The sequence below is a fragment of the Thermodesulfomicrobium sp. WS genome, from assembly GCF_027925145.1.
GTDB lineage: Bacteria > Desulfobacterota > Desulfovibrionia > Desulfovibrionales > Desulfomicrobiaceae > Thermodesulfomicrobium.
Map to the genome: position 1 here is coordinate 1 of NZ_AP027130.1, position 15,462 is coordinate 15,462.

Sequence of the window (15,462 nt, forward strand, 5' to 3'; positions counted from 1 at the left end):
GCGGCCCACGGGGAAGGAAGGAGGGATGGTTCGGGCGAGCAAAAAACGCCCCTGGGTGGGGGCGTTTTTTTGGGAAAAAAAACTCCTGGCAGCGACCTACTTTCCCACGGGAAGGCCCGCAGTAGCATCGGCGCTGGAGGGTTTCACTGCCGAGTTCGGAATGGGTTCGGGTGGGACACCTCCGCTATGACCGCCAGGAGAAAAATATAAGAATAATAGAGAGAAGAGAGATACGTCACTCGATCCATTAGTACCGGTCAGCTCAATGCGTTACCGCACGTACACTCCCGGCCTATCTACCAGGTAGTCTCCCTGGGATCTTACTGCCTTACGGCAGGGAGAGCTCATCTCGTGGACGGCTTCCCGCTTAGATGCTTTCAGCGGTTATCTCTTCCGATCATAGCTACCCTGCTGTGCCGCTGGCGCGACAACAGGTCCACTAGAGGATCGTCCACTCCGGTCCTCTCGTACTAGGAGCAGACCCACTCAACTCTCCTACGCCCACAGAAGATAGGGACCAAACTGTCTCACGACGTTTTAAACCCAGCTCGCGTACCACTTTAAACGGCGAACAGCCGTACCCTTGGGACCTGCTCCAGCCCCAGGATGTGATGAGCCGACATCGAGGTGCCAAACCGCGTCGTCGATGTGAACTCTTGGACGCGATCAGCCTGTTATCCCCGGCGTACCTTTTATCCGATGAGCGATGGCCCTTCCATGCGGAACCACCGGATCACTAACACCGACTTTCGTCCCTGCTCGACTTGTCAGTCTCACAGTCAAGCTCCCTTATGCGTTTGCACTCAACGGCTGGTTTCCAATCAGCCTGAGGGAACCTTTGTGCGCCTCCGTTACTCTTTGGGAGGCGACCGCCCCAGTCAAACTACCCACCAGACACTGTCTCCCACCCGGCTCACGGGTTGGGATTAGAATCCTAAACCACCAAGGGTGGTATTTCAACGACGGCTCCACGAATACTGGCGTACCCGCTTCACAGCCTCCCACCTATCCTACACATGATAGTCCAAGATCCAATGTCAAGCTGTAGTAAAGGTGCACAGGGTCTTTCCGTCTTTCTGCGGGGAGACGGCATCTTCACCGCCAATTCAATTTCACTGAGCCTCTGGTTGAGACAGCGCGGAGATCGTTACGCCATTCGTGCAGGTCGGAACTTACCCGACAAGGAATTTCGCTACCTTAGGACCGTTATAGTTACGGCCGCCGTTTACTGGGGCTTCGATTCAAAGCTTCGCCTTGCGGCTAACCTCTCCTCTTAACCTTCCAGCACCGGGCAGGCGTCAGACCCTATACGTCGTCTTCCGACTTCGCAGAGTCCTGTGTTTTTAGTAAACAGTCGCCACCGCCACTTCTCTGCGACCACTCCAAGCTCGCATAGTCAATACGCTCACCCAAAGTGGCACCCCTTCTCCCGAAGTTACGGGGTCATTTTGCCGAGTTCCTTAACCAGAGTTCGCTCAAACGCCTTGGGTTACTCACCCCACCCACCTGTGTCGGTTTCCGGTACGGTCTGCAGCACCTCTCGCTACGAGGATTTTCTTGGCAGCATGGGCTCAGTGGCTTCGCCTAACGGCTCGGCATCACGTCTCAGAGGTATCGGCTTCCCGGATTTGCCTAAGAAGCCCTCCTACTCGCTTGCACCGGGTATTCCAACACCCGGACCACCTACCCTCCTGCGTCCCCCCTTCGCTCCAACAAGGCACCACAGGTACGGGAATATTAACCCGTTTCCCATCAGCTACGCGTTTCCGCCTCGCCTTAGGGGCCGACTTACCCTGGGAAGATTATCTTTACCCAGGAAACCTTGGGTTTACGGCGAACAGGTTTTTCACCTGTTTTCTCGTTACTCATGCCAGCATAGTCACTTCTCTGCAGTCCACAGCACCTCCCGGTACTCCTTCAACCCGCAGAGAACGCTCTCCTACCAATCAGACCTACGCCTGATTCCGAAGCTTCGGCGCCATGCTTAGCCCCGTTACATTTTCGGCGCAGGGTCGCTCGACCAGTGAGCTATTACGCTTTCTTTAAAGGATGGCTGCTTCTAAGCCAACCTCCTGGCTGTCCAAGCGACCCCACCTCCTTTCCCACTGAGCATGGACTTGGGGACCTTAGCTGTCGGTCTGGGCTCTTTCCCTCTCGACCACGAACCTTATCACCCGCGGTCTGACTCCCGGGATTCACCTTCTGGCATTCGGAGTTTGATAGGGTTTGGTAAGCGGGTAAGCCCCCTAGCCCTGTCAGTGCTCTACCTCCAAAAGGAAACTCCCGAGGCTATACCTCAATATATTTCGGAGAGAACCAGCTATCACCGAGTTTGATTGGCCTTTCACCCCTATCCACAAGTCATCCGAGTAATTTTCAACTTACAACGGTTCGGTCCTCCACTTGGCTTTACCCAAGCTTCAACCTGCTCATGGATAGATCACCCGGCTTCGGGTCTAATCCGCAGTACTCAACGCCCTATTCAGACTCGCTTTCGCTACGGCTCCACCTCGCGGCTTAACCTCGCACTACAGATGAACTCACTGGCCCATTATGCAAAAGGCACGCGGTCACACCCAAAGGTGCTCCCACTGCTTGTAGGCATACGGTTTCAGGTTCTTTTGCACTCCCCTCACTGGGGTTCTTTTCACCTTTCCCTCACGGTACTGGTCCACTATCGGTCGCCAGGGAGTATTTAGCCTTGGAAGATGGTCCTCCCAGATTCAAACGGGATTGCACGTGTCCCGCCCTACTCAGGTACCCCCCTCGCCACTTTCGATTTCGCATACGAGACTCTCACTCTCTCTGGTGGGCCTTTCCAGACCCTTCTGCTATCTACTCATGGATCGATTCCGGGGGCCCTCCAACCCCACACAGCATGCTGCGTGGTTTAGGCTCCTCCGCTTTCGCTCGCCGCTACTCACAGAATCTCTCTTGATTTCTTCTCCTTCGGGTACTGAGATGTTTCACTTCCCCGAGTTCGCCTCCTGCAGCCTATGGATTCAGCCGCAGGATGACTGGACATGACTCCAGCCGGGTTGCCCCATTGGGAAATCCCCGGATCATCGCTTGTTTGGCAGCTCCCCGAGGCTTATCGCAGCCTCCCACGTCCTTCATCGCCTCCTGGCACCAAGGCATCCACCGTATGCCCTTATTTCCGTATCTCTCTTTCCCTCTATTCTTCTGTCAATGAACCACAAGCTTTCCGCTCATGTCCCCTAGCGATACCTCGCTCGAGGACCCAAGGGCAAACCTTGTTGTGGTGGAGGTGAACAGGTTCGAACTGATGACCTCCTGCGTGCAAGGCAGGCGCTCTCCCAGCTGAGCTACACCCCCACTTGGTGGGCCTGGGAAGACTTGAACTTCCGACCTCACGCTTATCAGGCGTGCGCTCTGACCACCTGAGCTACAAGCCCCCACCGCAAGGACAACAACCCTTGCAAGTAAATAGCGAGAAGAACTCTTCCGATAAGGAGGTGATCCAGCCGCAGGTTCCCCTACGGCTACCTTGTTACGACTTCACCCCAATTACCAGCCCTACCGTAGGCGCCTACCTCCCTTGCGGGTTAGTCCGGCGACTTCGGGGAGAACCGACTTTCGTGGTGTGACGGGCGGTGTGTACAAGGCCCGGGAACGTATTCACCGCGGCATGCTGATCCGCGATTACTAGCGATTCCAACTTCATGCAGTCGAGTTGCAGACTGCAATCCGGACTACGACGAGTTTTTTGGGATTCGCTCCACCTCACGGTATCGCTGCCCTTTGTACTCGCCATTGTAGTACGTGTGTAGCCCTGGGCGTAAGGGCCATGATGACTTGACGTCGTCCCCACCTTCCTCCCGGTTGACCCGGGCAGTCTCCCGAGAGTGCCCAGCTTTACCTGGTAGCAACTCGGAACAAGGGTTGCGCTCGTTGCGGGACTTAACCCAACACCTCACGGCACGAGCTGACGACAGCCATGCAGCACCTGTCTCTGGGTTCCCCGAAGGGCACTCCCGCATCTCTGCAGGATTCCCAGGATGTCAAGCCCAGGTAAGGTTCTTCGCGTTGCATCGAATTAAACCACATACTCCACCGCTTGTGCGGGCCCCCGTCAATTTCTTTGAGTTTCAGCCTTGCGACCGTACTCCCCAGGCGGGATACTTAACGCGTTAGCTCCGGCACTGAGGGTCATGCCCCCAACACCTAGTATCCATCGTTTACGGTGTGGACTACCAGGGTATCTAATCCTGTTTGCTCCCCACACTTTCGCGCCTCAGCGTCGATACCTGTCCAGGTGGCCGCCTTCGCCACCGGTGTTCCTCCTGATATCTACGGATTTCACTCCTACACCAGGAATTCCGCCACCCTCTCCAGGATCCAAGCCCAGCAGTTTCAAAGGCAATTCCACGGTTGAGCCGTGGGATTTCACCCCTGACTTACCAGGCCGCCTACGCGCCCTTTACGCCCAGTGATTCCGAATAACGCTCGCACCCTCCGTATTACCGCGGCTGCTGGCACGGAGTTAGCCGGTGCTTCCTCTGAAGGTACCGTCACAACACAGCCCTATTCGAACTGTGCCCGTTCTTCCCTTCTGACAGAGGTTTACGACCCGAAGGCCTTCATCCCTCACACGGCGTTGCTGGGTCAGGCTTGCGCCCATTGCCCAATATTCCCCACTGCTGCCTCCCGTAGGAGTCTGGACCGTGTTCCAGTTCCAGTGTGGCTGATCATCCTCTCAGACCAGCTACCCATCGTCGCCTTGGTAGGCCTTTACCCTACCAACTAGCTAATGGGACGCAGGCTCATCTCTGGACAGATGCATATGCAGAGGCATCCTTTACCGACTTCATCGAAATAAAGCCAGACCATTCGGTATTAGCTCCGCTTTCGCAGAGTTATCCCCAATCCAGAGGGAGATTACCTACGCGTTACTCACCCGTGCGCCACTCTACTGAGGGCCGAAGCCCCGTTCGCGTCCGACTTGCATGTGTTAGGCACGCCGCCAGCGTTCATTCTGAGCCAGAATCAAACTCTCCAGTTTGAAACGTCAAGGCAACCAAGTTGCCGTAGAAACCTTACCTTTGGTTCTTCTCGCTATTTATTTGTCAAAGACCGTTGCCCTTCCGGGCGCGAGGTCGGCGCCTCTACCGAGCCACCCACCCCCTGTCAAGGAGTTTTTTCCCGGGGCCATCCGGCCCCTCCCGAAGGGACGCACCCCCTACAGGGCACCACCCTCCGCTGTCAAGGACTTTTTCGCCCAGGCCCAAAACCCCTTCGCCTTTCTAAAGAACCCCACGGGCAAAACCTGCTCGCTCGCGGGAAGAAAACTTTTAGAGAAAAAACCAAACAGCAGTCAAGAAAAAAATCGTCAACGAATCAAAAAGTTATTTTTTACTGAAAAATTCAAATGATACCCAACTCGCCAATGGCACAATCCCCCTCAGGGGCACAATCTCCGCAGAACCGAACAACACACAAGGGCTGGTTTGTGCTGCGCTTCGAGTCCCGCAGCCGCAGGATTACCCCAATTTCTCCACCCCCTGGGCCAAGCGAAGGAGCCGGTCCTGGTCATGGATAGTGATGGTGCGGCCACTGACGCCGATCACCCCAGCTTCACTCAGGCGCCCCAGGGTGCGGGAAAGGGTTTCCGGGCTTGCGCCCAGAATGGTAGCAAGCGTCCCCTTGGCGACATCCAGGCGCACGGCCCGGCGCCCACCCTCGGCGCGGTGGACGAGATAGGCCGCGAGCCGCTGAGGCATCTCCTTGAGGGAAAGATTTTCGATCAACCCGGTAAACTCCCGCAAGCGCCGGGCCAACACCGCCAGCATGGCCATGGGGAGGGCAGGATTGTGGGCATAGGCCGCAAGCAGACTGGCGCGCGGAAAAAAACAGACTTCCGCATCCTCAATGGCCTGGGCGGAGGCGGGAAAATGGGTGCCGGCAAAGACCGGCACCTCGCCCACCGGCTCCCCGGGGCCCAAGATGTGGAGCGTCTGCTCCCGGCCGTCCCACGCAGTCTTGAAAACCCGCACCCGGCCGCGCCCCACCACGAAAAACCCTTCCGCAGGGTCTCCTTCGGCAAACAGCCACTCGCCCTTGGCGTAACGCTGTCTCTGCCCGACTGCGGCGAGCTCCTGGGCCTGCGCCTCCGGGAGCCCCTGAAACAGGCTTGACGCGATAATTATCTGAAAACATTCCATACATCGCTCCCTTTTCCTACCCAAAGCACCCAAGCTCGACAGCACGGCCCGGCCTGGATATCCGAAGCCTATCATTTCCCTCCAGAGGTATCTCATGTCCTTTCGCGCAGTACTCTTCGATATGGACGGCACCCTCCTCAACACCTTGGAGGACATCGCCCACGCCATGAACCATGCCCTGGCCCTGCACCGCCTGCCCACGCATCCGGTGCCGGCCTATCGGCATTTCGTGGGCAGCGGGGCACCGGAACTCGCTGCCCGCGTGCTGCCTCCCGATGCGCCGCACGAACTGCGCCGCCAAGTGCTCGAAGCATTCCTTGCCCGCTACCGAGAGGCGTGGAACATCCACACCCAACTCTACGCCGGCATCCCGGAGCTTTTGGATTTCCTTTGCAAGCAGGGCCTTACCCTGGCCGTACTCACCAACAAGCCCCAGGAATTCGCGAACCAGTGCATGGAGGCGTATCTCGCTTCCTGGCCCTTTGCCATAGCACTCGGCATGGACGGACACACGCCGCCCAAACCCCACCCTGCGGGGCCGCGCCGCATCATGGAGCACCTCGGGATCGCAGCCGAAGAATTCCTCTATCTGGGGGACACGGACGTGGACATGCACACCGCCCGGGCCGTGGGCATGCACGCCGTGGGGGTGACCTGGGGGTTCCGGCCGGAGTCGGAACTCCGTGCCGCCGGGGCGCAGACCATCATCCATCACCCTATGGAGCTGGCGGCGCTGCTGGAAGACCCCATCAAGCCAGCACCAGATAACTCACCAATCCCACAGGGATAAACATGAGGCTGGGCAGGGCAATCCGGGGGAGCAGACGCGCCGGATCCACCCGAAAATAGCGGCAGGTCACCAAATAGCAGATGTGCATGGGCGAGGCCATGATCCCGGCGAAGCCGCTATAGAGCCCCAGGCAGAGTAAGGCCGGGATCTGCGCCTGCTGCCCGGTGGAGGTGGCAAGCCCGAAGAGCAGGGGAAACGTCGCGCCCACGAAGGCCATGGTAATCCCCGAAATGCTGCCCACAACAAACGGCAGTACCACGGCCAGGAGCACCACCGCCCCGCCGCCGCCCAGCTCCGCGGCCAAGGCGTCCACCACCTGTCCGCGGGCAAGGACCTCCTTGAACACGAAGACCGCGGCCACCACGGCAAGGAGTCCGAAAATATTGTTTTGGGCCGCTTCCTGCAAAGTCAGACGCCACTGGGCCTGGGAGCGCACAAGGCTCACCCCCGCAGCCGCGACCATGGCCACGACCACCGCCCACTCCATAGGCAGGTGCGGCAACAGCCGGGCGCACCCCCACTCGCCGAGCACCGCCCCGCCGATGGCGACCGCCAGCGGCAGCCCATCCAGCAGGCCGGATACCGGAGCCCCTTCCTGGGCAAACCGCCCCCACTGTCCCCGGGACCTCGCCGGACGCAAGATCCACCACCAGCCCAAGGCCATGGCGACCATGGGTCCTGGCCACATGAAGGCCATGACCTCCGCCACCGGCATCCGGGCGAGGGAGGCCGCGAGAATAATCCCCGGATAGAGCGGCCACGCCAGCTCCCACACATGCCGGAACCAGTAGTTGATGAGGCTTTGGTCTTCCGGGGAAAGATCGAGGTCCGCCGCGGCCTGGGCCACCATGGGCGCGGAAAAGATCGCCCCGCCCGGCATGGGCAAAAGGCCGATCAAGGCAGGGAAAAATGTGACGAGAAGCTCCGGCGACGCAATGCGGCCGCGCACTGCGGCCAAAAACCGGGCCGATTGCCCGGAGGCGGCATACACGGAGCTGAAGACGAGAATCACCGTGATCATGACGGCCAAAAGCACCGTTTGCCGGGAAAGCAGGGCCGCCGGGAGGGCCCCAAGCCACTGCAGCCACGAAAGCCCCCGCAGCATGGCCAAAGCGAAGCTTGCCCCCACGATGGAGGTCGCAAGGCCCAGCCGCGCACGGATACCGCCAAGAAGCAGGGCAAATACCACAACCAGGGTCAGTGTTGCAGGCATAGAATATCAGGAGGTTGGAGTTATGCTCGCAACATTGCGCTAAAGAAGGCCCGAACCAGCGTCAATGCCTGTTTTTTCCGAGGCGCGTTGACGCACCCCCCACAAAAGGATACGTGCCTGCCGCGCATTCCGAAATTTTATCTATAATCGAAAAAGGAGAAGCATATGACCGAACACCATGGCCTCAAGCGCCGCGTTCTCCGCGAGGAAGTGGCCGAATACATCATGGCCGCCATGCTGCGCGGCGAACTTCTGCCCGGCCACAAGGTCGTGGAATCGAAACTCGCCCGCGAGCTCAACATCAGCCAAGGGGCCGTGCGCGAAGCCATCCGGGACCTCATCGCCCAGGGCATCCTGGAGACCGAGCCTTACAAGGGCACCCGCGTCCGCACCCTCACCCGCGAACAGATCGCCGACTATTACGAGGTGCGCACCGAGATCGAGGGCATTGCCGTGCGCTGGGCCATCGGCAAATACGACGGCCGGTACCTGGACCTCGGTTACCTGGAGCGCTGTGTGAAAGACATGGAGCGCTGCTTTCTCCAAAACGATACCAAGGCCATGCGCCTGCATGACATGGCCTTCCACGAAGCCATCGTCCGCGCCGCAGGCAGCGACAGCCTGCTCAAGGCCTGGAACAGCCTGGGCAACCACTACTGGATGTACGTGGCCATCCACTATGATCACCTCGCCTCGCTGCTGCCGGAACAGATCGAAAAGCACAAAGCGCTCTTTCGCGCCATCGCCGCCAAAGACGTCCAGGCCTATACGCAATGCGTGCGCGGCCATTACTTCGACGCCGACCGCCTCTTTACCGTGCCCGCCACGCAATAGGAGCGGTTTTCGGGCCCCCCGCGCCAAATCGCTTGCGAAAGATCCGCGTTTTCGCCTAAAGGGAACCATCTTGATGCAACCATTATCTCGGCGAAGGATATGGCATGCCTGCGATCACCATCGATCAGCTTCGACCCGGACATGTACTTCAAGAAGATGTGGTCAGCCTCCATGGCCGCCGCCTGGCCGCTGCCGGGACCGTTCTCACCGAGGCCCATCTGCGCACCTTCAAGACCTGGGGGGTGCACACCGTCCAGGTCCACCCTTCCGCCGCCCCCCAAGAAACGCCGCCGCCGCTTCCCGAAGCGTTTCTCGAACAGGCCAGGCATGCCACCAAACGATTCTTCGCCCGCAACGACACGCGCCATCCGCTGGTGCGGCAACTGGCACACCTCTACTACAGCCGCATCCTCAAACAGGGAGAGCTCCCCGCAGCACCGCCGCCCATCCCAGAAGGCCCCGCAGTCGCCCCGCCGCCCCTCGACCAGCTGCTCGGACAGCGCATCGAGCTGGCCTCACTGCCGGACATCTTTACCCGCATCATCGAGGCCCTGGGGAAACCCAACGCCTCGGCCAGCTATCTGGCGGAGCTCATCCAAAACGACATCGGGCTCACCACCCGGCTGCTCAAGATAGCCAACAGCCCGGCCTTTGCCGGCCCCCGACGGGTGGAGACCGTGTCACGGGCCATCGCCCTCCTGGGGACGGACCAGCTCTGCCGCCTGGCCTTCGGCATTTCCCTCGTTTCGCTCTTTTCCCACATTCCCCAAGAACTCCTGGACATGCCCCAGTTCTGGCGCCACAGCATCGCCTGCGGCATCCTGGCCCGGCTGCTTGCCATCCAAACCAAGATGCCGGCAAGTGAGGCCTTCTTCCTCTATGGCATGCTCCATGACATCGGCCGGCTCATCATGCTCACCCACGAACCAGACTCCGCCCGGGCGCCCCTGGCCCTGGAGGCGCGCAAACCCCACGGCCTCTTGGACGCCGAACGCCACTTCTGGCACTACGATCATACCCAAGTGGCCGCCGCGGTGCTCCAAGCGTGGAAACTTCCGGATCATCTGGCGCTGCCGGTGGCCCTGCACCACGCCCCAAACCAGGCCCCGGACATCCCGGCGGCGGCCATCGTGCATTTGGCCGATGCCTTAGCGCACGTGAGCCTCCATGGTCGAAGCGGCATCCAAGCCCTTGCGCCCCTGGACATCGCGTATATCGAACGCCTGGGCCTGGAAGAGGGCTTCGTTCACACGGTCATGCCCCAACTGGACGCCCACATCGACGAGGTCATGCACCTCTTTTTCCACCATGCAGAATGAACTCCGGCCACTCCAGGCCCGCATCCTCTACCTGGAAGAGGAACTGCTCTTCGCCCAATCGGTGCTCGCCCAAATGAGCGCGGCGGGCTGCTTTCACCAAAGCCTCAACCGCTACGCCTCGGCCGATGCCATCCTCCAGGAAGCGGACCACAAACTCTGCCAGGTGCTCCCCCTGGTGGCCACGGCCTTTTTTCTCATCGACGAAGCCACCGCAGACATCGAGATGCGCCTCGTCCAGGGGCCGGAATACATCACCCAAGAAATCCCCCAAGAAATCGAACGGCTCCGGGAAGAACGCCTGGTGGCCCAAGCCTTGGTGAGCGATCACGTCATCTTCCGCACCGCATCCCGCGGCGACGCCACCTTGGTGCTCCACGGCATCGCCACCCGCTCCCGCGTGCGAGGACTCTTTTTGGGCGTGCTTCAGGGCCCCCGGGAGGACCTGCGGGAAAGCGCGCTCACCCTGCTTCGCGTGGCCCTCGGCAACCTCGCCCATACCCTGGAGAGTTTTGAACTCTACCGCATGCTCCGCTCCTCCAACCGGGAGCTGGAAGAACGCAACCACGCCTTGGAATTGGCGCGGGCCCGCTTGCATGCCTGCTTCGAGCTCATGCCCTTGGGGCTTGCCATCCTCCACACCCCTCCCGGCGAGCCCCCCAGCATCATCGCCATCAACGCCGCGGCCCGACGCCACGGCCGCTGCACCCAAGATGCCCTGCCCGCACCCTTGGCGCAGATTTTTCCCTGTATTGCCAAGCAGCCCACGCTCTGGGAAGATCCGTCGTCCGCGCCGCGCCCCTTTGGTCCGCTCGCCTGTCATTGCCACGGGCAAGAGCGGTGGATCCAAGGCCAAGTGGTACCGGTGTGGCCCAACGAAGTGCTCCTGCTCTTCGAAGACAAGACCCAACAGTACCGTACCGAAGAGGCCCTGGCAGCAGCGCGGCGCATCACCCGCATGCTGGAAGAAAACGCCCGAGACCTCACCCTCGCCATCGACGAGGCAGGCACCCTCACTTATGTGAGCCCCAGCGCCCGCACGCTGCTCGGCGCCAACCCAGCCCGTCTCGTGGGCATGCCCGCCACGGACATCATCCCGGAAGAGGCCCTTGCCCGCGTGCGCCTGGCCCAGGCGGGTAGTCCCGTCACCGTGGAAGCCGAGCTCGTGCACCACAGCGGCGAACCCATTGCCTGCGAGCTGGTAGCCGCACCGCTGCGGGATGCCGAGGGCCGTTGGGACAGCATCATGGTGGTGGCCCGAGACATCCGGGAACGCAAGGCCCTGGAAGCCCGCCTCTCCCACCAGGCCCTCCACGACGGACTCACCGGCCTTCCCCAGCGCGAGCTCTTCCTTTCCTTTATCCAGCGTGCCATTCAGGCCAAGCACCGGGACCCCAAGCGCACTCCCGTGGTTTTTCTCGTGGAGTTCCTGCGCTTTTCCCTGGTCACCACCTCTTTCGGGCACCCCGTGGGCGACGCCATCCTGCTCCAGGCGACACACCGCCTCCAGGAACACGTGCGTGCCCACGACGCCATTGCCCGGCTCGGGGAAAACACATTCGGCATTCTCCTCGACAATCCCCCTGACGGCCGCACCGCCATCCACCTCCAGCGCCGACTGCGCCGAGCCTTCGAAGCTCCTTATCTCGTGGACAACCAGGAAGTCCGTCTGGAAACCGCCTGGGGTATCGCCGCCATCCTCGAACCCCAGACCAACGCACAAGAGGCCCTACGTCAGGCATCCATCGCCCTTGCCCACAGCAAAAAGCAGGAACACCGGCGATTGCAGGTCTTTCGGCCGTCCATGTGTCAAGAATTTGCCCAGCGCGCCGTCCTGGAGCAGGACCTCGCCCGCGCCCTGGAGGAAAGCGGTGCGGCTGGCGGGCCGCTGGACATCCATTTCCAGCCCCTGGTCCGCCCCCCGCATTTTACGCTCTGGGGGTTCGAGGCGCTGGCGCGCTGGAACCATCCCCGTCACGGCTTCATCCCGCCGGCGGTCTTCATCCCCCTGGCCGAGGAAACGGGCCTCATCGATCCGCTGGGCAGGCTGGTCCTGGAGCGCGCCTGCCTGTACGCCGCGGCCTGGAATACCCGCCAAGAAGTGCACATGTCGGTGAACCTCTCGGCCCGACAGCTTCTCGCCCCGGATCTGGCCGAACACGTGCGCCAGGTGCTTGCGGCAAGCGGCCTGCCTGCGCACCTGCTCACCCTGGAGATCACCGAATCCACCCTCATGACCAACCCCGCCCAGGCCCTGGCCATTCTCCAGCGCCTGCGCCAATTGGGTGTGGGCATCGCCATCGACGACTTCGGCACCGGATATTCGTCCTTGGCCTATCTCCATCAACTGCCGGTCACGAGCCTCAAGATCGACCGCTCGTTCGTCGCCTCCCTCTCCCATCCCTCCACCCAAAACCTGGTACATACCATCCTCTCCCTGGCCTTCAGCCTCGGTCTCCAGGTGACCGCCGAAGGCGTGGAATCCCCAGAACAGGCCCTCCTCCTTGCCCAAAGCCAAACCCATTTCCTGCAAGGATTTCTCTTCTCCCGTCCTGTGCCTGCGGCCGAGGCCGAAGCGCTTCTCGCCACCCCGAGCCTTGCCCCGGAGCCGATGCATCGCCGCCCAAACGTCACCCGCGCGTCATGAAGCCGTGACGCAGCCCCAGCACTAGCGGGCATCATCACCCAATTCTTGAGGAGGTTGTATGCCCCAGCTCCATCCCGACATCTCCGCGGCCCTGCGGCAAGAACTGCAACGTGCCCAAAAGGAACATGACTCCCTGCGCGCCCGGCTGGCCGAGACCACGACGCTCCCGGACATGACCGACGAGGCGGACCGCATCCAGACCTCCCTGCGCGACCTCGCCCGCTATCATGCGGTGGTGCGGCGCTGCGAAGAGCTGGAAAAAGCCCTCCAGGCCCTTGCCCGCGGCGACTACGGTACCTGTGAGCTCTGCGGCGAACCCATTGCCCTGCGCCGTCTCATGGCCGTGCCCTCCACCCGGCTCTGCATCCACTGCCAAACACTCCTGGAAAACCAGCAGGGGTTTGGCGACCACAGCCACGCGGCTGCCTCTGCGCGCCTCTAGTCGCACCGATCCAGCTTTCCCAGACAGTGCCCTTCATGCTTGACATGAGGGGCACTCTTCTTCTACCGGCCAGCATACTTTTTCTGCAAAAATATATCATAGAAGACATTTTTTCAGCCAAGGAGACGATGATGCGCCGACTTCTTGCGACAATGGCGATGTGTGTGCTCGGTCTCTCGTCCGCCGGGGCGGAAACGCTGCCCACCATCACGGTGGAAGCCACGCCCATCATCGAAGCCAATCAGGTAGACCCGTTTGCATCCAGCTCTACGGTGGTGTCCCGGCAGCAGATGGAAGACCTCAACGCCGTGGACCTCCCCACAGCCCTGCGCCGCACCCCGGGAGTGACCATCTCCCGCTATAATCCGGTGGGCGCCTTTGGCGGGGCCGAAGGCGGCGGCATCTTCATCCGCGGTCTGGGTTCCAGCCGCCCTGGCGGCGAGGTCAAGACCCTCATTGACGGCGTACCGCTCATCATGGGGGTGTGGAACCATCCGCTCCTCGACCTCATCTCCATCGATCCTGCCGAGCGCATCCAGGTGTTCAAGAGCCCCCAGCCGCAGGTGTTCGGCAATGCCCTGGCGGCCGTCAATCTCGTGCCCAGCATCCCCAAAAACCAAGGGTTCACCACCCACCTGCAGACCCAGGCGGGCAGCTCCAGTACCGTGATCCAAAAGGCGGAGCACGGCGGCCGCAGCGACAACTTCGCCTACCTCATCGGGCAAAGCTTTCGCCGCTCCAGCGGACACCGTGAAGACGCCGACGGCCGCATCACCGCGTACCATGCCAACACGCGCTACGATTGGGACACGGGCTGGTACATGGGCGCCTTTGGCCTCTATACCGACAATCTGGCCCATGATCCTGGGGTAGAAGGAAACGAAGCCGCCACCCAACAAGGCACGTATGCCACCCACGCCGGGCTTGGGATCTTCACCCTCGGCCACGACCTGCCTCAGGCCCGCGGCTCCATCAAGCTTTTTACCAACAGCGGCCACGGGGCCTGGACCGAGCAGCTCCCTCCGGACCGCGACACCATCAGCACCTTCACTGCCTGGGGGCTGCGGGCACAGGAAAACCTCGCCCCCTGGGAGGGCGGAAAAATCCGCCTCGGGCTCGACTGGGACAGCATGGACGGCCACGTGGATTTCACCAAGGCAAACGGCGCCGAGTCCGACTGGGACACCTCAGGGTTCCAGATCCTCTCCCCGTATGCGGCCATCCACCACACCTTCGGCGATCCCTCATCCTGGTTCCTCACGCCCTCCATGGGCGCACGGCTCACGAGCCATAGCGAGCTGGGCGCCCGGCTTGCCCCCCACGCCGGCGTGGTAGGCGGCTACGGCCCCACGCAGGTGCATGCCGGCTATTCCCGCGGTGTGCTCTATCCTGGCCTTGAAGTGCAGGTGTTCTCGCAAGCCGTCCTGCCTGCCTTGGGACAATCCTGGAAAGACCTGGACCCGGAAGTGCTCGACCATTTTGAAGTGGGCCTGCGCCACGACTTCGGCACCCTGGCCCGGGCCGAGGCCACCCTCTTTCGTGACGCCGGCCGCGACCGCTATGTCATCGTCCCGGCCCCGCCCTTCCCGCCCCGTTACGCCAATGTGGAAGAATACACCCTGCGCGGGCTGGAACTGGCGCTCACCCTCTGGCCCACGGAAGACGTGAGCCTCTTTGCCGGCGCCACCTTCCTCGACCCCGAGCCCGCGGACCTGCCCTATGCCCCGCATACGAGCATCAGCTTGGGCGGCACCTGGAGCTTCCTTGAGCACTGGCGACTGGCCGTCGACGGCCAGCACGTCTCCTCCATGCACGTGGGATCTCAAGCACGGCGAGCCAACACGGAAAACACCAAGGAAGTGGATGCCTACACCGTGGTCAATGCCCGTCTCGGGTATGGCTGGACATGGGAGCGTCTCCAGGGAGAAATCTTCGTGGCCGCAGAGAACCTCTTTAACGCCGACTACGAATACCAGCCTGGCTACCCCATGCCTGGGACAACCGCCATGGTGGGACTCGATCTGCGCTTCTAGGGCCC

8 protein-coding genes, 2 tRNA genes and 3 rRNA genes are annotated in these 15,462 nt (G+C 61.3%); 6 read left to right on the forward strand and 7 right to left on the reverse strand.

Annotated elements, in window-relative coordinates; all coding sequences use genetic code 11:
* Positions 1-83: 83 nt before the first annotated feature.
* From rrf to QMF81_RS00030, 6 genes are all read right to left on the reverse strand, one after another.
* Positions 84-198: ribosomal RNA gene (gene rrf, locus QMF81_RS00005) — 5S ribosomal RNA — on the reverse strand.
* A 28-nt stretch (positions 199-226) separates the two neighbouring features.
* Positions 227-3,165: ribosomal RNA gene (locus QMF81_RS00010) — 23S ribosomal RNA — on the reverse strand.
* 95 nt (positions 3,166-3,260) lie between these two features.
* Positions 3,261-3,336 (reverse strand) — tRNA-Ala (locus QMF81_RS00015).
* A 3-nt stretch (positions 3,337-3,339) separates the two neighbouring features.
* Positions 3,340-3,416 (reverse strand) — tRNA-Ile (locus QMF81_RS00020).
* 53 nt (positions 3,417-3,469) lie between these two features.
* Positions 3,470-5,023 (reverse strand): 16S ribosomal RNA (locus QMF81_RS00025).
* Together the 16S, 23S and 5S rRNA genes with 2 tRNA genes alongside form the textbook arrangement of a ribosomal RNA operon.
* A 478-nt stretch (positions 5,024-5,501) precedes the next feature.
* Positions 5,502-6,182 (reverse strand): Crp/Fnr family transcriptional regulator, encoded by a 681-nt coding sequence (locus QMF81_RS00030; RefSeq protein ID WP_281750913.1) that lies wholly within the window; start codon positions 6,180-6,182, stop codon positions 5,502-5,504.
* 94 nt (positions 6,183-6,276) lie between these two features.
* Here QMF81_RS00030 and QMF81_RS00035 point away from each other — a divergent pair, with 94 nt between their 5' ends.
* Entirely contained in the window at positions 6,277-6,972 is a 696-nt protein-coding gene (locus tag QMF81_RS00035; protein ID WP_281750914.1) for an HAD family hydrolase, read from the forward strand.
* Here the strand turns inward: QMF81_RS00035 and QMF81_RS00040 are convergent.
* On the reverse strand, positions 6,932-8,185 hold the full coding sequence (locus QMF81_RS00040) for a DUF401 family protein (protein ID WP_281750915.1): 1,254 nt from the start codon (positions 8,183-8,185) through the stop codon (positions 6,932-6,934). The two genes, QMF81_RS00035 and QMF81_RS00040, sit on opposite strands and share 41 nt — an antisense overlap.
* A gap of 165 nt (positions 8,186-8,350) precedes the next feature.
* Here QMF81_RS00040 and QMF81_RS00045 point away from each other — a divergent pair, with 165 nt between their 5' ends.
* From QMF81_RS00045 to QMF81_RS00065, 5 genes are all read left to right on the forward strand, one after another.
* Entirely contained in the window at positions 8,351-9,019 is a 669-nt protein-coding gene (locus QMF81_RS00045) for a GntR family transcriptional regulator (protein ID WP_281750916.1), read from the forward strand.
* A 104-nt stretch (positions 9,020-9,123) separates the two neighbouring features.
* A complete protein-coding gene (locus QMF81_RS00050; protein WP_281750917.1) occupies positions 9,124-10,338 on the forward strand; it encodes an HDOD domain-containing protein in 1,215 nt (404 codons plus the stop codon).
* Complete coding sequence (locus QMF81_RS00055) at positions 10,328-12,982, forward strand: GGDEF domain-containing phosphodiesterase (protein WP_281750918.1); 2,655 nt, start codon at positions 10,328-10,330, stop codon at positions 12,980-12,982. The genes QMF81_RS00050 and QMF81_RS00055 overlap by 11 nt, the downstream gene beginning before the upstream one ends.
* 58 nt (positions 12,983-13,040) lie before the next feature.
* The gene (locus tag QMF81_RS00060; protein WP_281750919.1) at positions 13,041-13,424 is read left to right on the forward strand and encodes a TraR/DksA C4-type zinc finger protein; all 384 of its coding nucleotides are present in this window, start codon (positions 13,041-13,043) and stop codon (positions 13,422-13,424) included.
* 152 nt (positions 13,425-13,576) lie between these two features.
* Positions 13,577-15,457 carry a TonB-dependent receptor gene (locus tag QMF81_RS00065; RefSeq protein WP_281750920.1) on the forward strand — a complete coding sequence of 627 codons (1,881 nt, stop codon included), beginning with the start codon at positions 13,577-13,579 and terminating at the stop codon, positions 15,455-15,457.
* Positions 15,458-15,462: the final 5 nt, after the last annotated feature.

Excerpts from the sequence above, each read along its gene's own strand:
- QMF81_RS00035 (WP_281750914.1), top strand. The coding sequence starts at position 6,277 with ATGTCCTTTCGCGCAGTACTCTTCGATATGGACGGCACCCTCCTCAAC.
- QMF81_RS00030 (WP_281750913.1), bottom strand. The coding sequence starts at position 6,182 with ATGGAATGTTTTCAGATAATTATCGCGTCAAGCCTGTTTCAGGGGCTC.
- QMF81_RS00050 (WP_281750917.1), top strand. The coding sequence starts at position 9,124 with ATGCCTGCGATCACCATCGATCAGCTTCGACCCGGACATGTACTTCAA.
- QMF81_RS00040 (WP_281750915.1), bottom strand. The coding sequence starts at position 8,185 with ATGCCTGCAACACTGACCCTGGTTGTGGTATTTGCCCTGCTTCTTGGC.
- QMF81_RS00055 (WP_281750918.1), top strand. The coding sequence starts at position 10,328 with ATGCAGAATGAACTCCGGCCACTCCAGGCCCGCATCCTCTACCTGGAA.
- QMF81_RS00060 (WP_281750919.1), top strand. The coding sequence starts at position 13,041 with ATGCCCCAGCTCCATCCCGACATCTCCGCGGCCCTGCGGCAAGAACTG.
- QMF81_RS00045 (WP_281750916.1), top strand. The coding sequence starts at position 8,351 with ATGACCGAACACCATGGCCTCAAGCGCCGCGTTCTCCGCGAGGAAGTG.
- QMF81_RS00065 (WP_281750920.1), top strand. The coding sequence starts at position 13,577 with ATGGCGATGTGTGTGCTCGGTCTCTCGTCCGCCGGGGCGGAAACGCTG.